Source organism: Drancourtella sp. An12, assembly GCF_002160935.1.
In the GTDB taxonomy this organism is placed as follows: Bacteria; Bacillota; Clostridia; order Lachnospirales; family Lachnospiraceae; genus Sellimonas; species Sellimonas catena.
In genome coordinates this window covers 449,286-469,508 of the sequence record NZ_NFLO01000001.1, presented here as the reverse complement: position 1 = coordinate 469,508, position 20,223 = coordinate 449,286, and the positions used below count along the sequence as shown (strand labels likewise).

12 protein-coding genes and 1 pseudogene are annotated in these 20,223 nt (G+C 37.8%); 2 read left to right on the top strand and 11 right to left on the bottom strand.

Going from position 1 to position 20,223, the window contains the following annotated elements; translation table 11 throughout:
- Window positions 1-402: 402 nt before the first annotated feature.
- Window positions 403-1,800: a glycoside-pentoside-hexuronide (GPH):cation symporter gene (locus tag B5E64_RS02285; protein WP_087166890.1), complete on the bottom strand. Its 1,398-nt coding sequence runs from the start codon at window positions 1,798-1,800 to the stop codon at window positions 403-405.
- 170 nt (window positions 1,801-1,970) lie between these two features.
- The gene (locus B5E64_RS02280; RefSeq protein ID WP_087166889.1) at window positions 1,971-5,009 is read right to left on the bottom strand and encodes a glycoside hydrolase family 2 TIM barrel-domain containing protein; all 3,039 of its coding nucleotides are present in this window, start codon (window positions 5,007-5,009) and stop codon (window positions 1,971-1,973) included.
- 202 nt (window positions 5,010-5,211) lie between these two features.
- Here B5E64_RS02280 and B5E64_RS02275 point away from each other — a divergent pair, with 202 nt between their 5' ends.
- The gene (locus tag B5E64_RS02275; RefSeq protein WP_087166888.1) at window positions 5,212-6,075 is read left to right on the top strand and encodes an AraC family transcriptional regulator; all 864 of its coding nucleotides are present in this window, start codon (window positions 5,212-5,214) and stop codon (window positions 6,073-6,075) included.
- 72 nt (window positions 6,076-6,147) lie between these two features.
- Here B5E64_RS02275 and B5E64_RS02270 read toward each other — a convergent pair whose 3' ends face one another.
- The 3 genes and pseudogenes from B5E64_RS02270 to B5E64_RS18590 all read right to left on the bottom strand — a co-directional run.
- Window positions 6,148-7,044: a helix-turn-helix transcriptional regulator gene (locus B5E64_RS02270; protein ID WP_087166887.1), complete on the bottom strand. Its 897-nt coding sequence runs from the start codon at window positions 7,042-7,044 to the stop codon at window positions 6,148-6,150.
- Between the two features lie 225 nt (window positions 7,045-7,269).
- Window positions 7,270-7,746, bottom strand: a complete 477-nt coding sequence (locus tag B5E64_RS18595; protein WP_343284036.1) for a response regulator — start codon at window positions 7,744-7,746, stop codon at window positions 7,270-7,272.
- Window positions 7,747-7,749: 3 nt separating this feature from the next.
- Window positions 7,750-7,953, bottom strand: a pseudogene (locus B5E64_RS18590) (ATP-binding protein); the annotation flags it as partial.
- A gap of 371 nt (window positions 7,954-8,324) precedes the next feature.
- On the opposite strand from B5E64_RS18590, the gene B5E64_RS02255 reads away from it, so the two are divergent.
- On the top strand, window positions 8,325-8,633 hold the full coding sequence (locus B5E64_RS02255; protein ID WP_087166885.1) for an ATP-binding protein: 309 nt from the start codon (window positions 8,325-8,327) through the stop codon (window positions 8,631-8,633).
- A gap of 1,577 nt (window positions 8,634-10,210) precedes the next feature.
- Here B5E64_RS02255 and B5E64_RS02250 read toward each other — a convergent pair.
- The 6 genes from B5E64_RS02250 to B5E64_RS02225 are packed head-to-tail and all read right to left on the bottom strand — an operon-like array spanning window position 10,211 to window position 19,628.
- Complete coding sequence (locus tag B5E64_RS02250) at window positions 10,211-12,298, bottom strand: hypothetical protein (RefSeq protein ID WP_087166884.1); 2,088 nt, start codon at window positions 12,296-12,298, stop codon at window positions 10,211-10,213.
- Between the two features lie 48 nt (window positions 12,299-12,346).
- Window positions 12,347-15,643: a DEAD/DEAH box helicase family protein gene (locus tag B5E64_RS02245; RefSeq protein ID WP_087166883.1), complete on the bottom strand. Its 3,297-nt coding sequence runs from the start codon at window positions 15,641-15,643 to the stop codon at window positions 12,347-12,349.
- 32 nt (window positions 15,644-15,675) lie between these two features.
- The gene (locus tag B5E64_RS02240) at window positions 15,676-15,906 is read right to left on the bottom strand and encodes a hypothetical protein (protein WP_087166882.1); all 231 of its coding nucleotides are present in this window, start codon (window positions 15,904-15,906) and stop codon (window positions 15,676-15,678) included.
- A gap of 13 nt (window positions 15,907-15,919) precedes the next feature.
- Entirely contained in the window at window positions 15,920-17,032 is a 1,113-nt protein-coding gene (locus B5E64_RS02235; RefSeq protein WP_087166881.1) for a restriction endonuclease subunit S, read from the bottom strand.
- A 24-nt stretch (window positions 17,033-17,056) separates the two neighbouring features.
- Complete coding sequence (locus B5E64_RS02230) at window positions 17,057-18,571, bottom strand: class I SAM-dependent DNA methyltransferase (RefSeq protein WP_087166880.1); 1,515 nt, start codon at window positions 18,569-18,571, stop codon at window positions 17,057-17,059.
- Complete coding sequence (locus B5E64_RS02225) at window positions 18,558-19,628, bottom strand: Fic family protein (RefSeq protein WP_087166879.1); 1,071 nt, start codon at window positions 19,626-19,628, stop codon at window positions 18,558-18,560. Before B5E64_RS02225 ends, B5E64_RS02230 begins: the two co-directional genes overlap by 14 nt.
- Window positions 19,629-20,223 lie beyond the last annotated feature (595 nt).

Below are 20,223 nucleotides of genomic sequence, written 5' to 3'. Positions count from 1 at the left end.
TTCTTTCGATTTGGCAAGCAATCCTTTTTCATCTATCCTATAATCAACTTGTAAACAAGGAAAGGAGGAATCGCAAATGAGCAATCTTAAAAAATATCTGAACGACCTTTTAGTATTCTACGCTGACTATTTTGAGCATCCATATCATGTATAAATACTAAAAGGACTATTTTGTGAAAACTGAATATTTTTTCTTAAGACCATTTCACAAAAATGAAGTGGTCCTTTTTTTATAAACTTTCAATAAATCTTTTGAATGCAGCTTTCCCGTTAAGCATTCCAATTGCTTCTTCTATATTCAAAATACTGTCCCCCGCTCTTTTGCCTGTTTCATTGTTTCATAATATGTAAAAGCATTGTCTAATTGAAGATTCAATCAGACAATGCTTTTCCCTTCAAATTTTACTCCATGTCTGATGCATCTGTTACTTCATCTGCAGTGATTCCTTTTTCTGCTTTCAGTTTCTTATTTGCACCTTCTACATTCATTCTTGAAAGTACAAACATAATCAATACATCAAAGATTAATGGAAGCCACAGATACATAAACTGCATCATATCAAGTGCGGACTGTGGCTGAGTTGCATTTGTTCCAACGTAACCACTGAAATCAAGCATCCATCCAACAACAGCCGTTCCAATACCTCCACCGATCTTTACACCAAGAGACGTACAAGAGTACATAGTTCCGTCAATTCTCTTTCCCTGTGTAAGATAAGTGTATTCAGAGCAGGATGCGATAACCGCATTCATATCTCCCTGCCATGGTCCCTGTCCTAATGCTGCAAGAGCCGTAAATGCCATCATCAGCGGAACGCTACCCATATATCCGGCAACAACAACAAGTGCTCTACCGATAACTGCTAAGATATAACCTCTTAAGTTCAGTTTGTACATACCTTTCCACTTACCAACTAAAGTTGGTGTGAAAATCAAAGCAATGATCAGTGGAATATTAACTGCCCATGCAAACTGTCCGAACAAGTTTTTGTTTTTCAGTACCCATGTCATGTAATAAATACCGGCTCCAATCATGGCACTGTATAACTGCTGTAAAATGTAAGTTCCACAGATCATCATGTAATATTTGTTTTTGATAAGAAGCTTAAATGCCTGTACCATTCCGTACTTCTCATCCTCATTTTTTACTTCCCCTTCGTTAAGTTCCTCTTCTGGAAGTTCTTTAACAGAAAGAGCAGAAATTGTATTTACAATAAGACCAATAATTGCATAAATAATTGCTACAGTTCTCCATGCAGCTACATCTCCACCACACTTATCTACAAATCCAACTGTAATTGCCTGAATCAGAAGGCTTGTTAAAAATGCAAAAATGAAACGGTAAGATCCCATCTGCACACGTTCTTTGCTGTTCTTTGTGATGAGTGATGTAAGTGCTGAATATGCAATATTATTAGCTGTATAAAACACACCATTTAACAGTGTATAAGAAATAAAGAACCATGCATATTTAGCGGTTGTTCCCCAGCTGACTGGTACTGCAAAACAGCAGACTAATGTAATGGCACATCCAATATAGCCATATAACATCCAAGGCTTTGCTTTTCCCATTTTGCTGTGTGTTTTGTCGATCATTGATCCAAAGAATATATCTGTAAAACCATCAATTAATTTTGATACGGCAATCAGGGTACCTACGACACCAGCAGCAAGTCCTACTGAGTCTGTCAGATAGACCATCATAAAAGATGTCAGGAATGCATAGACTACATTACCTGCGATATCACCTGAACCATATCCAATTTTGTTATACCATTTTAAATACTTTTTTTCTTCCATAGAATTCTTTTGCTCCTCATATTCATCGCACTTAGAATCTCAAGATGCCTAACAGTATGGTGCCTAATTCTAAATTTTTTTGCTTTGTTTTTGTCTGATTGTTCTGTATATCCGGACTTTACAAAACACCCAGACTCTCCTTCCTTGTTAACGGGTTACTTAAAACTTTATTATCCCTTTACATACGGAACCAGAGTAAACTGGAACCGGAATAATACATCATTAAATCGATACTGATCCAATACAACCGGGCCACAACTGTTAGAACCTATTCCATTTAATGCATAGTCAACACAAAATACCATGCTGTCTGATTCTGTCAATTCATAATTATGCGTTTTCTTCTCAAGTTCTTCCTGTGTATAATAAGAAGCATTGAATGAAAATGCCTTTTCTGCGGATGCCACAATTCCATATCGGCTGTTGTTAAGCTCTACATATTCACAATCATAATGGCTTCCGTTTTCCTGTGGACGGATATAGTCCTCATGTAAATCCCCTACATTTGCCCGGTACAGACCGTGACTCGCTGCCTGATGTTTATCACGATAGCTCTCCTGTGGTCCCATTCCAAAGTATCTGGCATCTGAAAGTTTCTTATCCAAAAACATTCTCACTCCAAATCTCGGAAGATCCGGGAACTCTCCATCTTTTGTTACTGCTATATCTGCATCAATCTTTCCTGCAGCATCTATTTTCCATGTAATCGCCACATCAAGAATCTTCTGTACCGTCTCTGCCACAACGGAAGCATGGCTTGTAATCTTCACACCATGTTTTCCCTGTGCAACCTCTGTCGTATAGGCTCTTGTGTAAGCCTTATCATAGTGAGCTTTCTTCCATTCAGACTTGATGTACATATCGTTATCTGTTGGAGCTCTCCAAATATTCAACTCCATCGGATGATTCAGATATTCCCGTCCTGCAAATTTCATCTCTGTAAAGAGAGCCGTACGTCTGTCTATGGTGTAGGAAAATTCACGACCTTTGATATGAATCTGTGTATCATTTTCATTCACCTGTAATTCAGAGTTCGTTGCTGTTTTTTCCATCCATTTCTCTGCGAGCTGACATTTTGCATCTTTCTGACTTACCTCAATTTCATCAAATCCCAGAATGTGGTCTTCCTCTAACAGTGGCATTTCTTTTTTCAGATGGTAAATAAGTTTTAAATAGCATTTTCCGCTTTCTGGAACATTGACTTTCAGATTTGTCTTTCCTTCACTGTGTGGTGCCACAGACACTTCTGAAAGTTTACCTTTTCCGATTACAAGACCATCTTGCGTCAGTTCATAACTGATGTTTACATAATCATTCAGGTCATCAAAATCCATATAATTGTGAAGTACCAGCTCTCCACTTTCTTTATCATAAGAAACCACCCTTGCCGGACGATAGACATTCTTGTATTCCAAAAGTCCTGTGTGGGCAGTTCTGTCCGGATATACTAATCCATCCATGCAGAAATTGCCATCATGGATATCTTCGCCATGATCTCCTCCGTAGGCATAGATTGTCTTTCCATTCTCAGCAGTGCCATGAGCAATCGCATGGTCACACCATTCCCAGACAAAGCCGCCGCACATTTTATCATTATCCTGTATCATCTGGAAGTAATCTTCAAAATCTCCAGGGCCATTTCCCATGCTGTGGCAATATTCTACCAGAAGGAATGGTTTGCTTCCGTCCTTGTCCAGATATTCCTGAATCTCGGAAAGTGCCGGGTACATACGGCTGTACACATCCAAGTTGCTGTAATCATATGTTTCATCATAATTACGGTATCTTGCACTCTCATACTGTGTGATACGGTCCGGATCAAATTTCTTTGTCCAAGCAAGTGCTTTTTCAAAGTTGCAACCATAAGCACTTTCATTTCCCATTGACCACATAACAATACAAAAACGGTTTTTATCACGTTCTACCATGAGTTTCACACGGTCAACGATAGCTGATTCCCATGCCGGATCATCGGCAATCTTTTCATTCCACCGCTTGAATCGATTGTAATCCGTGTCTTCTTTTCTGTAGAGCATGAATGGTCCATGAGCTTCTATATCTGCTTCATCTATCACCATAAATCCATACTTGTCACACATTTCATAGAAAAATGGTGCATTCGGATAATGGCTGGAACGGATAGCGTTAAAATTGTGCTGCTTCATTAGCGTAAGATCTGTTGTAATCTGTTCCACACTAATTGTAAATCCAGTAACCGGATCGGAATCATGTCGATTGACACCACGGAATTTAATCTTCTGTCCGTTTAAGTAAATAACCTGATCTTTGATCTCTATCTTTCTGAGTGCGATATGATCTACAATTACTTCATTTTCTGTTTCAAGGATCAGTTTGTACAGGTATGGATTTTCTGTATTCCAAAGCTCCGGACTTGCAATCTCTAACACCGCTGTTCCTTCTTCGGTAATACTTCCTACTGCGACAACTGCTCCATTTTTATCTTCAATCGAAATTTTTACATTTGCCGGAGAGTAGAATTTCACATCAAGTTCTATCTTTGCAAGCATATCCTCAATCTTTGTTTTTATATGATAATCGCTGATTGCCTGCTCCGGACGTTTCAAAATGTACACATCCCGGAAAATTCCACTCATACGGAATTTGTCCTGATCTTCCAAGTAAGAACCGTCACACCACTTCATTACCAATACTGCTATGGTATTCTTTCCATCCTGAAGAAGGTCGGTAATATCAAACTCACTGGTCATATGAGAAACCTGGCTGTATCCCACATAAGAACCATTGACCCATACATAAAAGCAACTGTCTACTCCCTCAAAATTTAAAAATGCTTTTGGTGCATTTTCATCTTTATGATAGTCAAAAGTATGTGCATATGCTCCACACGGGATATCCTGTGGTACATACGGTGGATCAAATGGGAACGGATACCGGATGTTTGTATACTGGTGTGTGTCATATCCTGCCATCTGCCATACACTCGGAACCTGAATCTCGTCAAAGTTTTCTGTATCATAATCCTTCTCAAAAAAAGATTCCTGAATATCATAGATGCTGTTATAATACTGAAATTTCCAAGTTCCGTTTAATAACTGCATACGGTCTGATTCTTCCCTGTGTTCCACCAGGTTGTCCATTCTTTTGGATGCCGGAACATAATAGGCTCTGGCTGGCATTGTGTTTTCATGCAGTACACTTAAATCCTCATAATAACGTGGTACAATCATAAATAACTCTCCTTCAATACATATACATTTTTTTATACGTTGTTCTCCCACAGCAAGTCTTGTTCTTTACTTTTTTGTTTACGTTTCTTTGTTTTTCTATACATAGCTTATCCTAATCCGCAAAATATGTCTATGAATTGGATTAGACAAAATATGCACTAAATGATACAATGGTAAAAAGTAGGAAAAGAGGTGCTGCCCTATGTATATGAATACTGGTTATCTGAACCACTCCCATATGGATTTCAAAGACAAAAGTCGCCCACTGATTGTAGGAAGCTGTGGTACTTATCGCCTTTCCAGCCCTCCAAAATTACCAACCTACCGTCCAAGGGGACGCCTGGATTATCAGATCATCTATATCACTGCCGGTTGTGGACATTTTCATTTTGACAATGTAGATAATGAAACGATTGTTCCCGCCGGTAATATTGTACTGTACAGACCGAAAGAGCTTCAGAAATATGAATATTATGGGGAAGATAAGACAGAAGTATACTGGATTCATTTTACAGGCAGCAATGTTAAAAATATCTTACGTCAGTATGGATTTTCGGATAAAGAACGGGTTTTCCAAGTTGGCACATCTATGGAATATGAACGGGTTTTCAAGCGTATTATCATAGAACTTCAACGCTGTCAGGACAACTATGAGGAAATGCTTGTTCTTCTGCTTCGTCATCTACTAATCACTTTCCACCGAGAACTGACACGAGAACATATTCTGAAAAACGAATACCTGGATCAGGAAATGAACACTGCAGTTACCTATTTCAGCGAAAATTATAATCAGGACATCAACATAGAGGATTACGCAGCCTCACGAGGCATGAGTGTCAGTTGGTTTATCCGGAATTTCAAAAAATACACCGGTTCCACACCAATGCAATTCATCGTAGGAATCCGGATCAGCAATGCTCAGATGTTACTTGAAACAACAACCTATTCCATCAATGAAATCTCTAAAATCGTCGGATATGATAACCAGCTGTATTTCAGTCGGCTTTTTCACAAGCTGAAAGGATATTCACCGCGAGAATACCGAAAGCTGAGAAACAAATTCTGAAATCCACAAAGAGGATACCACAGAATCATCAAAGCAATGATTTGTGGTATCCTCTTCTCTCTTTTACTATTCTTATTTTACGAACTCAACCGAATAATAATACATATACTCATTATCTGTATCTATGTATTCACCTTTAATATCCTGTATCGGCAACGAACTCACTCCTTGTTCGCCATAGATCAGTGCTGCCAATCCTTGCTCTGTTCCGTATTCTATCGGGCTTTTGTTCTCTATAGACGTTGCAGATCTGCCATAATATTCTCTGTTTGCAACACCCTCCAAGATTGGCATTTCTGTCATATATTTTGAATATTCATCTGCCGCAATAAGCTTTGCAGTAAAATTATCAAAATCCGGCGTAATAACAATCCATCCATTTTTTGCAGATTTCACATCCTCATAGGAAAGTTCCAAAACCTTCTTATGAGAAATTCGTTTTCCAGACTGGTATTCTGACAAGTAAACATACAATGTTTGAAATGTATCTTTTGAATTGTATCGAAACATCATGGTTCCATCAATTCCAGATAACAATTCAGCTGTTTTCATTTCTACACTATCTGGTGCTACTGCTTCTATATAATTTTGTGGTTGCCGCAATTTATTACATACCATGATTCCAAAAACAATAACACATACTCCCACAACAATAAGAAGTACAGCAATAATCTTCTTTAAATAACGCTGTTTATGACTACTATCTTTTGATATCTGTATCAGTGTATCTTCCGATTTTTTTTCTACATTAGTTACCTCAATATCTTCACCAGCCAAAAATTCATTTAGACTGATGCCTAATATTTCACATAATTCTAAATACACAGACACATCTGGTAAACAGATCCCTCGTTCCCACTTAGAAACTGACTTATCACTCTTCCCCAGTTTCTCAGCGAGCTGTTTTTGAGTCATACCAAGTTTTTTTCTTTTTTCTGCAATATAGCTTCCGATTTTCACAAGGTCCATAGCCATTCCCCCTTTTGGGATTATAGTATCTATTTTCTCAGAAAAAGTACACCCCTTAATGGTAGAATCATGCTGTATTCAACAGATTTTCATTGAATTACCAGAAATTGCTGGAATAGAATCTTCTGATTTTTTGAAGGCGGAAAAAGCGGTCAACCATAAAGATCAACCGCTTAGAATTGTTATTTACCCAAAAACGAATATACCTCTACCAACAATCACACACTATTCTTTGCTATTTGAATTTTTCCCGATTGTATATTTCCAAATCGTATTCATCAGTTTCTTTTCATCCAACGGCTTCGATAAGTGTTCATTCATTCCAGCTTCTTTGCTTTGTTTTTTATCTTCCAGAAACGCATTTGCAGTCATTGCAAAAATAGGAATTGTTTTTGCTTCTTGCCGTTCCAGTGATCTAATTGTTTTTGTAGCAGTCAGTCCATCCATCACCGGCATCATAATATCCATGAGAATCACATCAAAATAATGCACCTCTGATTTCGCAAAAATATCGACTGCCTCTTTTCCATCTTTTGCAGTGACGACATTGATTCCAGCATTTTCCAGAATAAACTTAGCAATCTCCATATTCAACTCATTATCTTCTACCAAAAGTGCTGTCAATCCCGAAAGATTTTTCGATAAATTTTCCTCTTCCAGCGTGTCTTCTTCTTTATAATCTGAATCGAGTTCAAATGAAATTGTAACTGTGAAGGTTGTACCGACATTTAATTCGCTTTCTACCGCAATCTTTCCGCCCATCATTTCTGTGAGTTGTTTGGCAATCGGCATTCCAAGCCCAGTTCCCATATAACTGGTCCTTGCACTGGAATCTTCTTGTGCGAACGGTTCAAACACATGAGAAAGAAAACTTTTACTCATACCACGCCCTGTATCTGAGCATCTAAACTTATAGGTTGCCTTTCCACCTTCACATGCTACTTACGCATGAAACCATTCCTTTCCTTCTTCCTGTGGGATTTCGCAGGTGTCTTTTACTCCATAGAAACGCTTTACAAAATATTTTGTTGGAACTTTTCCTCTAAGTGTCAGATATCCCTGTTCTTCCAGTTCTTTGTTCAGGTTACCAATGATTTCATAAGCCGATGTCTGTTTTACTTTTCATCGACACCTGCGCTGAGGAGCATCCTCACCATTCTCAAAAACGGACAGGATAGGATTCCCCTCAATCAAGCCGCTGAAGCACCTGTGCCGAAAAATGGCACCCGCCACGGGATCACACGAGGCGCTGATGCTTTCCGGAAAGGGGGTGCAAACATATGATCAACCAGTCAACGATTGATACCCTCAAGCAGATGCGGTTCTCAGCCATGGCCAAAGAACTGGAGTCCCAGCTGAGCGATCCTGATACCTACAGCAGTCTCGGCTTCGAGGAGCGGATCGCTCTCCTGGTCGATGCAGAGTGGAACCGCCGCCAGGCCAATAAGCTCGCCAAATGCATCCGTGATGCCGGATTTTCAGCGCCAAATGCTTGTATGGAAGAGATCGAATACCATCCGGACCGTAAGCTGGACAAGACGCAGCTGACACGCTTCTCTACGATAACCTGGCGTACCAGGAGTACATGAGGATCTACTATGATGGCGGAGATCCAATGTCATTTAAGGAGCATGTGGATTCCATGATAAGGATTGCCCAGGGTCAGGATGACGACCGGTATTAAGTTGTCAAGGTAATAATCTATAGTCATCAGCGTATGTGCTGGAATGACTCTATGTAAGATGTCCTGAAAACATCAGGTCATCGGCTGTGGAGTCAACGCTCCATCAGCACGGAATGCGTTTGCTTTGTTCAGCTGTCATTCATCTGGCAGGATGGCACTTGTCAATGTCGTAGTTGCGTCAGCGAGGCGATAACAGCCATTGCAAGCTCCATTCTCGCCAGATACCGTCTTTAGGCAAAGTAATCGAATATCGAGTGGATCAACCATCCGGAAGGATGGTTCACTTCACCGGAAAAGTGGTTCGCATCGTTGGCAAAGTGCAGTTGCCGACCGGTACAGCCAACCGGCAAGGCGGTACTCTTGTTTCGGCAAGGTGGTACAGTTAGACCGTGCAGATGGTACTAATTCACCGTTATTTACATCCTGTATTTTGAATATTTATCTTTTCATATACTCTGTACTGACAGGTGCAAAACAGGACATCCTATTTCGGATTTTTGCAAAAATTATTTTTTTTACGGTTGCTTCCATAATGTATCTGGTATCAGGAGCTCATTGAAAAAGAGTATAAAAAAACAGTTTGCTCCAACGGAAAATACTTCCATTAAAACAAACTGTTCTTTAATTTCCACTAATTATATCTTTCTGAATTTGGATGATTTTGCGAAAATCTCGTCATTGTCCGGAATAAAAGCAAGAGAAAAAAATAAATTTTAACTCCATTTGCACTCCACCGGGCAATTCAGAAGTCCCGCAAAGCCTTTATTTACGGGCTTTTTCGCATTTTCGTCCGCTATTCAAACTCGGTTCTTTTCTCCAAAACTTAAACAAATTTGTTTAAGTTTTATGAGCTTTCCGATTTCATTTATCTCATTTTCATATTATGCGCTGACTTGCTGATCCTCAGTTGCCGTCGCGTTGCCATGTATGTATTATATCAGAGAAGGGATAAAAAGCGAAGATTTTATTTGAAATTTATCAAAAAATTCCTATTATCTTCTATTTACAATGCGCTCTCCTACATTATATTCTCTAACGCCGTTTCCACTCTAGGATCAGCCACATCCTTTAACAACAAGTAAATAGACAGACAATCAATCATATTATCCTGATAAAAAGAATATAATATCCTATTTTCCGAACCGCACAGCCTGGTATTTCATCACAAAGTAGGTCTTTCCTAATCGATTCCTTTCCCCCTGGTTTCATACTTAAGTCGCATATATATAGAGATATAAATTAACCTCTATCATTGTCAATTCTGCAACTTCTGATGTTCCATTTTTCATAAATATATTTAGTAGGCTCTTTTTAGATAATATTCTCTCACCATTGTTATTCACAAAAATGAAATATTTTTATTGTAACATCTTTTATGTTACAAACTAAATTTATCTTGGAAAAAATAAGTTCATTTTTTTATAATCCCAATTATTTCTATTCCAATCTTATTTATCCATTATTTCTTCTTATACTTTAAATTTATGCTTCATTACTATACTTTATCGCTTTTAATCCAGCTTCCACTTCTGCTAATTCTTCCTTTAATTTGCGCAGTTTATCTTTGTCAACAAAGTAACTGCTATATGTCTTTTTTTCAATTCTTTTTTCAATCCACTTTATAAATAACTCGTATAAGTTAAAAAAATCTACTTTTTTATCAACAATTAATGATATAATAGTAATTATCGCTGGTGGAATTATAGCCAATACAATGGTGATAACGACTTGAATGTCCTCATTGCTTTTTAGAAATACAAATAACAAAAATAAACAATAAAATATTATACTCCCTATAGTAACAGGCTTAATATTTGATATTTTCTTTTGTATTTTTTTATCAGCATTTTTTTTCCTTTTTTCTATTTCTTCTATTTGCTGTTCTAAATTTTCTTTATTTCTGCAAAGCAGTTCTACATTCTTTCTTTGCAAATCTGCATTTTTTTGAATTGATTCTTCAATTAATTTATTTTTGCCCTCTTCGTTTTTTTTCATGCTCTTCATCAACGAATCATTCTTTTCATTTGCTTTTTGCAACTTAATGGAAAGTAATTCTTTTTCAGATTGATGAATAGCTAAATTTTCTTCCGACAAAAATGAAAGTACATTTTCTAAAACATTCTTATTAATATCCTCTGGCTTTTTTATTTCCTCTCTAAGCATTAAAATATTATCAGATAATTGTTCTTCTGTTATTTCTTGGTCTAAATACCTCTTCTTTGCTTGTTCAAATTTATCAGCTACACTTTCCGTAAGTATTTTTGAAAGCACAATTTTAGCTTTTACTAATATATCAAATGTCGAAGGAAATTCACTTGCGCCAAACCCTTTATTTAAATCAAACCATAATCTATTTGTAAGAACACCCATATTTATCGCCAAAGGTACAAATCCAGAATTCTCGCAAAATTCAGATGCCATTTTTAAAATTTTTCCAGTTTCAGTTAAAACTATATATTTTGCTTTTTTTAAATCTTTTATATTTTCCCCCTTTCTCAAAACATTAACATAATTTAAATGCGTAATATATCTCATTTTATCTTCTTCTATTCCATATTTTAGAATATCTTCTTGGCTTATTAAATTATACTTGTGCTCCTTATCTAAATAATAATTTCGATCTTTTTCTTGAAAAATATTTTTATTTTTTAGCATTCTATAAAATTTTGTTTTTTTCTCTATAACATCTGCTTCATTTTGACACCCATTTATAATTTCGCTCATTGCATAATTTTCTGCTGAAACATATTCTTTCCCTGAAACAATATCACAGGCTTTAGCAAAAAATACATCGATCTCATTTGATACTTCTTCAAAATATCGTACTTTAATTACCTTCGTTTTACTCTTGGTATTCATTTCACTTATTAATGAAAATAGTTCTTCTGTTAACTTTTGAAAAACATCTCCATTATATCCAGCCAAATGAAACAAAATTTCATTTTCTACATATAATACTAGCTCGTCTTTCCATACCGAATTATCAGAAATATTACTATTATAGTTTAATCCTGCAAACAAAACAGCTCCTTCTTTAATCTCCGTAATATTAGATTTAAAATCTGGATTATCAGAATTTTCTATGACAAAGGAACTAATCAGTTCGGAATAACCATTTGCTATTGTATCATCTAATAAAAATTTGCAAAAACATTGTATTAACTTTTCTCTTTCCCGTTCTGATAACACAGTAGTCTTATCTTGAACATACTGAACTAAACTATTAACCATTTCCTGATTAATGTTAGAAGAGTTTGCCATTGAATTAGAAACAATATCTGCATTCATTTTAATTTCTGATGTATCTACTGTGTATCTATGCTCTGAACGCATCACATATTTCAGTCTTTTCAATGAAGATTGTATAACATAATCTGGAATGCAAAAGCCAAACTGATCATTGATTTTTTCAGACATTTCAGTCAACCCAAATGAATATAAACTTTGTGTAATAATAATATTTTCTGCAAATTTTGAAATTATTGTGTATACATCATTTTTGCCATCGTTATATAATTGCCTATATGTAACATATGAGGCAAGTTTCCTCATCTCTTTACTTTCTCTCATTTTCCTTTTCTCCTTAGCACTTTTAATTTTATTATATAATGAATCTTTCTACGCCACCTTCGCATTATCATTGATCCCTTCGATAACCTTTCTTATCCCCATCCATACATTCAAATCAGTAAAGATATCCACAACACTTCCCTGATCTGTGAATGGCGGTTCCTGCAACACAGAAAAATCCTTTATCAAACCATTATGTACGATATATTCCACAATCTGATTCACAAAGTAAATCTGCCTGCTGTCCATATTAGCCTCATTCAGGTATTCAGAAAATGCTTCTTTTGCAACATTCATATCCAGGCCCACGATTTCACGGACAAATTCTCCCAGAGGCTTGTTCCCATATTCTGCTTCATATTCATCCTTCGTTCCCAGATCGCTCCACAGAATTTTTTCCAATGTTTTAATATCATCCTGAGTCATTGGCTTATTCTTTTTCAGTTTTGCGATGACAAGATCATCCTGGTGCTGGCGGACATAATATTCTGCCTTTGCCTTATAGTTCTTCAGATCATCGTTCTCCAGTTCTGACTCTTTCCATTCAATGGACAGAATATCATCCTCGAAATTCGTGTCATAACGTACTTTCTTTTTAGGAAGATACTTCATCAGATCACGAAGACTTTCCCGAATATGTTCAAATTCATTGATTCTGGCACGATCCAGATAATCCGTATGGAGAATCTGATTAATCAGCTCTGCCTGCACCATAATTTCCGGTATATTTGCTACCGTAGAAATCGCACTGACTTTTTTCAACAGATCACTCCTGGCTTTTCCATATTTCTTTCCGATCAGATATGCTAGCTCTATGCCGTACATCAGTGCATCAAACCGAACTGCACTTGCCTCATCTCCATCCGGTAGGATCAGAGGAGCCAGTTCTTCCCTTACAAGCAGCGTATCCTCATAACTCAGAGTCTGATAGTTGGACTGATCGGAATACAGATCCACATATTTTAAGTGCTGACGGACTGCAAAGTTTTCCCGATTCAGTTCCTGTACTTTTTCACTCATATGCTGTATCAATGCATTCCGGTAGGCAATCAATCGTTCTGTCTGATATTCCATATCCTGCAGTTTGTAAGTGATCTGAAATTCCAGATTAAAAATTGCTCCCTGCAGTGCCATCATATTAGCGGTTGCCTTTCCTTTGTTCATGCGGAAAAACTCAAAATTGCCACAAAAATCGAAAATATAAAATTTTTGCTTGTCCTCTCCGTCCAGCAATCCGGGACACAGACGGGTTCCTCGACCAATCATCTGCCAGAATTTTGCTTTACTCATGACTTTCTTGAAAAAGACAAGATTCAATACTTCCGGCACATCGATTCCTGTGTCCAGCATATCTACGGAAATTGCAATCTGAGGAAGTTTATTTGGCTCTGAAAATTCATCAATAGCACTCTGGGCATAAGTCATATAATTATCAATGACTTTCGCATATCCCGGAAGATTCGGATATTCTTTCCCGAAAATCTCCAGAATCTTTTCTGCATGATCGTGATTCTTGGCAAAGATTATCGTCTTCCCTAAAGTTTCTCCATAATTGATACGAATCCCTTTGGTCATAAGAATATGCAGAACCTTCTTTATGGTATCCTCATTAAACAGCCAGGAATTCAATGCAGAAGAACTAATTTTTTCAGGAAGTTCTCCGTTCTCGTCTTCAAACGTAGCTTCATAGGCTTCCTTGTCTTCTTCTGATAATTCATCATACACAATTCCCTCTTCAATAAATTTCAAAGAAGATTCTACGGAAAGGAAATCTACCAGATAACCGTCTTTGACGGCCTGTGCCAGTTCATACCCATATGTAGGCACACCATTTTCTAGTTCAAAAATATTGTAGGTATTCTTATCAATTTCGTCCTTTGGCGTAGCTGTCAAGCCAACCAGGGGCGCATCGAAATAGGTAAAAATATCTTTGTATTTATTATAAATAGAACGATGGGCTTCATCACAGATTACCAGATCGAAATGTCCGCAGGTAAACAGTTTTCCCTCCTCATCCTTTACAGAATCGATGCAATTCATCATGGTCTGATAAGTAGAGAAAACACAATGAGCCTGATAATTATCCTTTTCCTCGCACAGATTTGTCACAGATAAATCCGGAAGAAGATTCACAAAGCTTCGTTTTGCCTGTGTGACCAGAGAATTTCGATCTGCCAGGAACAGGATATTCTTTACCCATCCATGCTGCAGCAACACATCGCACAGGGAAATAACAGTTCTTGTTTTCCCGGAACCCGTCGCCATGACAAGCAATGCTTTCCTGCGATTCTTGTTTCCAAAGCTGTCACAGACTGCCTTAACCGCACCTTCTTGGTAATACCGTCCCGCAATATTCTTATCTACAGTAATATTCTTGAGACTTGTCTTCATAGTCTGCAGATTGAACCACTTTTCCAGATCCCGTTTAGAATAGATCATAGATACTTTTCGTTCCGGATACTGCCCGTCATCAATCCTCGTATCAAATCCATTGGTCAGGAAAATAACCGGTCTTCTGCCGTACTGTTTTTCCAGAATATCTGCATATAGCTTTGCCTGCTGGCGTCCTTTTGCCACATCCACGCAGGTTCGTTTTGCCTCAATTACCGCAAGTGGTCTATGCGCATCATCATACAGCACATAGTCTGCATAGCCCACCTCTGATTTATTTGGCATTCCTGGAAGCTCCACTTCATTGATCCAGTTTTTCCCTTCTATCCATCCGGCATCCATCAACATGGTATCGATGTAAATCTTTCTAGTCTTATACTCGGACAAATCAAGCGGTTTCGGTACATAAGTCTGTTGCTGCTCTTCACGTCTTGCAGTCAGTTGCTCCTTCAATGCCTGGTTTTCTGCCATGAGAGCTTTCAGATCAATTTCCGAAATTGGCGGTACTTCTTCTAAAACAGACTGTTTCTGTTCTTCAAGCAGTTCTGCATGAAACTCTCCTTCCGTATAATCTTTGGCATAACAATACGCCACAAAATCCAGAAAAATATACAGATTTTCCAGACATAATTTTGCTTGATCCAGGGTAATCTTCTTGCCATTATGAGCCGCATTGTTTCCCACTCTACGGATAAAATCCAGTCTTCTCCAAAGATCCGGATCTACAATATCCCGGAATTCTTCTGTGCTCATCAAGCTGACCAACGTATCCTGATACGGCATGACAAGCGAACCATCCATGGAATACATCCATTTGATGGCAAACTCCATGGCCCGGCGGCAATTGATCACGCTGGCTTCCATATCAATATGTAATATTTTCTCAGCCGAAATGGCCACATTTGCGAAAGAATCAAATTGTGGTTCTTTCCTAAGGAAATCAAAGTTGGTCATAAAAATCACCCCGTTCCGCTTTATCTTCTACCTTACTTCCAATGAAACTCCTCTGCCATTACCCCAAGACAACCCCAAAATGCCTGTTGCTGATGGGTCTGATCCATATCTTTTACTGCATCACATAAATCATGCATTGCCTTCATAGCATCTCTCACCTTTTTATCTTGATTTTGGTTATATTCAAACTGTCGTATCTGATTATAATAATCAGCATTTACATACTTCTGATTAAACATCATATTGTTAAAATATGAATCCATTACTTACTCTCCTTTATCCAAAATATTTCTGCATTAAACTATCAAATAATAACTGTGTCTCGTCTAATGCTTTTTGCACAGCAACTCTTGATTTGTCGACCTGTTTAACGAAATCTGCAAACTGGTTTTGAAGTTCAATACTAGGAACATATATTTCTGTAGCATTTATTTTAGAAAGCAATAAGTTTGGCTGTGCAGATGCACTTTCAACCATATACATTTGTTTGTTAACTCTATAACACCACTTTAAAAATATAGGATTTAACACTTCTTGCTTAACTTTTAATAAAGCCACGCTTTTCTGTAATAATGTATGCTCCGTTCTTTCGTCAGAGGCAATCGCAGATTTACCAATTGTTGCTCCTGTATTAACTATAAGGAAATCTCCAATTTCAAGATTGCAACGCTTGTAATCTTTTTCAAACTCTTCAGTATTTATTTCTGCCGCTGTATCATAATGCACTTCATCATCATATATTTCTCGAGCTCCAACAAAATATCGCTCAGTTCCAGCTTCTGACTTACAACCGCCATGTTTACCATCCGTAATCTTATTGCATAACTCTTTCAATGTTGCTTTTCTAAATTCTTGAGTTGGACTATCCAGTGTTCCAAACATCTCGACAAATCGGGCTTTAATAAGCTCGTCTAATTTTTCAAGTTCCTGCTGGCGAATATTTCTTATTGCAATTACTTTATTAAGTTGATTGACAATTTCCATCTGTTTATCTATAGGCATATCAGGAATCAACATCTTTCTCATAACCGTTTGTGTTAACTTCTGTCTTGTTGCCCCGTTAACAAGTCCATCTGTGTTGTAAAACATCAATGAATAACATAAAAAATCAACATTCATTCCTTCTTTTGGCTTTAAGACATGAGCATGATTATTTACCCAACATTTTCCTGAAACTCGGTAAGCAATCGGTTTTGTTTTAGAACCAAAATTACCACCATCTTCCGCCAATAATACAAGATCATCGTCGAAAATATAATCTACAACATAATCTTGAATTCCATTCGCTCCATAATAAGGATATGGTCCTTCTTGTCTATTCGCTGCTGTGATTGGTACACGCATAGAATCAAGTATTTCACAACAGTCTTCCAATAACATCTTTTTCATCTAATCATCCCTACAAATCCGAATTTATTCTTCCTTATCTTTCTCTAACATCTCATCCAGCTCTGCCAGATTCTTTGTAATCTCCATTTCCAGCTCATGTAGATTCGCCATAATCTCCTGCGTAGATGGATACTCTATCGGTACATATTCCACTTCTTTATACTTGTTAATGGAAAGGTCATACTCATTGTCAACGATATCCTGTTTTTCCACAAAGAAAGACTGTTCCGTCCGTTTTCTCTGTGTCTCCTGCTCTCGATTTCGGAATCTCTCTATGATATCCGGTATATCATTTTCATTGATTGGATTACGTTTATCATCCAGGCTGAATCCATCTGCCTTCATGTCATAGAACCATACTTTATCCGTGCCGCCATGTCCTGTTTTCGTAAAGATCAGGATAGCAGTGGAGACTCCTGCATAAGGTTTAAACACACCGGAAGGCATAGAGATAACCGCTTCCAGACAATTTCCTTCCACCAGTTCTTTGCGGATCGCCTTATGAGCTTTGGAAGAACCAAACAGAACTCCATCCGGTACAATGCAGGCACATCTTCCTCCTGGTTTCAGCATTTTCAAAAACAGTACTAAAAACAGAAGTTCCGTTTTCTTCGTCTTCGCAACTTTCAGCAGATCCTGGGATACGATATCGTAATCAAGACTTCCCTTAAACGGCGGATTTGCCAGAATCAGACTATACATATCCCTGTCCGTATTCTGATCAGAAAGACTGTCCCTGTATTCAATATACGGATTGTCCACTCCATGAGTCATCATATTCATGGCTCCGATACGCAGCATGGTCCGGTCCATATCAAATCCGTGGAACATATGATTCATATAATGCTCTTTATTTTTTTGGTCAAAAAATACTTCTTCTTTTTTATTTTCTTTCAGGTATTCACTGGCAGCCACCAGAAAACCAGACGTTCCGCAGGCAGGATCGCAGATGATTTCATCCGGTTTCGGAGCCATCAGTTCCACCATCATTTTAATGATATGTCTTGGGGTTCGGAACTGCCCATTTACTCCTGCTGTCGCCAATTTCGACAAGAGGTACTCATAGACGTCTCCTCTTGTATCTGCGTTTTTCAATTGTGCCATCTGATCGTATATTTCATCCATGGCAGTCACAATTTTATCCAGCATCAGTGGTGTCGGTATTTTAAAGATTGCGTCACCCATATATTTGGCATACGCACTTTCTTTATTTCCATGAAGATTTTTAATAAATGGGAACACCCATTCCTGCATGGTACTGTACATTTTCTGAGCCGGGAAATCATGGAATACGCTCCATTTCAACTGATTGCCGGCAATCCGGCGATCCCCGATCAGGACTTCTTCTGCAAAAATGCTCTCATATGGAAGACCAAGCATTGCGCTTTCTTTGATATGAAGATTATCTGCATCGTCCAGATCACGGATAAACATCAGATATGTCATCTGTTCAATCACATCTAGCGGGTTGGTAAGTCCTCCGGTCCAGAATATTTCCCATAAGCCATCAATTTTATTTTTTAATTCACCTGTTATCATACGATTCATTCTCCCTGTTCCATATATAGGCAGTATAACGACCGCCTCCGATTTTTAATATTTCACCCTTTTTCACCATGTCTGTCAAAGCACGTTCTACCGTTACACGGCTGATATCCGGGCATTTCTCCATAATCTGCGCCCTTGTCATCTTTCCTATGGAGCCGCGGACAATCTCACGGACGCGCTCCGGTTTCGACATCTCGCTAGTGGCTAAAAGCTGTACTCTGGAAGAAAAATCACGATAAGCTGCAACGATCACTCCCAGCATATACCGGACAAATGGTGCATCATCATTTTCCTCTTCATGCCAGTTATAAGAACTCTCTTGCAGGGTTTCATAATAAGTTTCTTTTGTCTGTTCAATCAGCTTTTCAATACTGATATACATTCCCACAATATATCCTGCCCGGTATAACAAAAGCAGCGTCAGCAAACGACTCATACGCCCATTTCCATCATTAAACGGATGGATGCACAAAAAATCCAATATAAACATAGGAATCAAAATCAATGGATCACACTGAGAATCCTTACAGGCATCCTGAAATGCATCACAGATTGCATCAATATACGCCGGCGTTTCCCATGCCGGAACCGGCTGAAACCGTATAGATTTGTTTCCCTGTTCATCCTCCTGTGCAATCACATTATCTGATGACTTAAAACTACCACCCGCATTTCCTGTGAATTTATATAAATCCCGATGGAGCTGGAGGAAGATGGATGGTTTTATGGGTATATAATCATAATTTTGATGAATCGTATTTAACACATCCCGATAACCCGCAATTTCTTTCTCACTTCTTGTTTTCGGCATTGTCTTATCGCGGACAATTTTTTTTAAACGCTCATCCGAAGTATAGATACCTTCGATTTTATTGGAAGCCTCCGTACTCTGGATTTTCGCAACTTCTAACAACTGAGTAAGTGTGTCTGCTTTTGCTTCCACAAATAATGCTTGTTCCCCTTTATATTCATGAATCTGTGCGAGCAAGGCAACAAGATCCGGTTGTAATAACCTTTCATATCTCTTCTTATAATCAAAAGTTCTCATATAATCTCCTCACAAAACCTCAAACTTAACCTATTTACATCTTATCACAAATCATCGTCATAATCAATTTCAATCTCGTCATTTTCTTTGTTTTGACGAGATTGATTTGAAAATGACGAGTTAGAATCTGATTTCAAGTAATATTGATCTACGTAATTTTCTCATTACAAAAACTTTTTTCAAAATTACCGAACATTCTGCGTGAGTAACGAAAAGCCGAGTAAACTGCAACCTCAAAGCAACAAAAAAGAGCTTGCCAAAATGGTTTCACTCAATTTAGTAAGCCCTTTTCCGTTGGTTTCAGCTGTACTTTACCAGAGACGCTTCGACCAAAAGTAAATAAATGCCTTTTAGCTGAAGCACCATTAACATCACCCTAACATCACAGCAAAAAAGAAATCCCAAGAACGCCCATTTTACAAGGATTCTTGGGATTTACTAATTATTCAAACTCCACTTTTATATTTGTACACTTACAAATAATATGTATTAGTAGTTCGCTTTTTGTTTGATTTTTATTATTTTATATGCACTATCCATTTCGTCTATAATATTTTTGTAGCCAAAATGTAGCCATTTTTTATTCGCCTCATTC

Bases quoted from the DNA above. Each gene is read 5' to 3' on its own strand.
- B5E64_RS02280 (WP_087166889.1), bottom strand. From the start codon at position 5,009: ATGATTGTACCACGTTATTATGAGGATTTAAGTGTACTGCATGAAAAC.
- B5E64_RS02275 (WP_087166888.1), top strand. From the start codon at position 5,212: ATGTATATGAATACTGGTTATCTGAACCACTCCCATATGGATTTCAAA.
- B5E64_RS02250 (WP_087166884.1), bottom strand. From the start codon at position 12,298: ATGAGAGAAAGTAAAGAGATGAGGAAACTTGCCTCATATGTTACATAT.
- B5E64_RS02285 (WP_087166890.1), bottom strand. From the start codon at position 1,800: ATGGAAGAAAAAAAGTATTTAAAATGGTATAACAAAATTGGATATGGT.
- B5E64_RS02255 (WP_087166885.1), top strand. From the start codon at position 8,325: ATGATCAACCAGTCAACGATTGATACCCTCAAGCAGATGCGGTTCTCA.
- B5E64_RS02245 (WP_087166883.1), bottom strand. From the start codon at position 15,643: ATGACCAACTTTGATTTCCTTAGGAAAGAACCACAATTTGATTCTTTC.
- B5E64_RS02230 (WP_087166880.1), bottom strand. From the start codon at position 18,571: ATGATAACAGGTGAATTAAAAAATAAAATTGATGGCTTATGGGAAATA.
- B5E64_RS02240 (WP_087166882.1), bottom strand. From the start codon at position 15,906: ATGGATTCATATTTTAACAATATGATGTTTAATCAGAAGTATGTAAAT.
- B5E64_RS02270 (WP_087166887.1), bottom strand. From the start codon at position 7,044: ATGGACCTTGTGAAAATCGGAAGCTATATTGCAGAAAAAAGAAAAAAA.
- B5E64_RS02225 (WP_087166879.1), bottom strand. From the start codon at position 19,628: ATGAGAACTTTTGATTATAAGAAGAGATATGAAAGGTTATTACAACCG.
- B5E64_RS02235 (WP_087166881.1), bottom strand. From the start codon at position 17,032: ATGAAAAAGATGTTATTGGAAGACTGTTGTGAAATACTTGATTCTATG.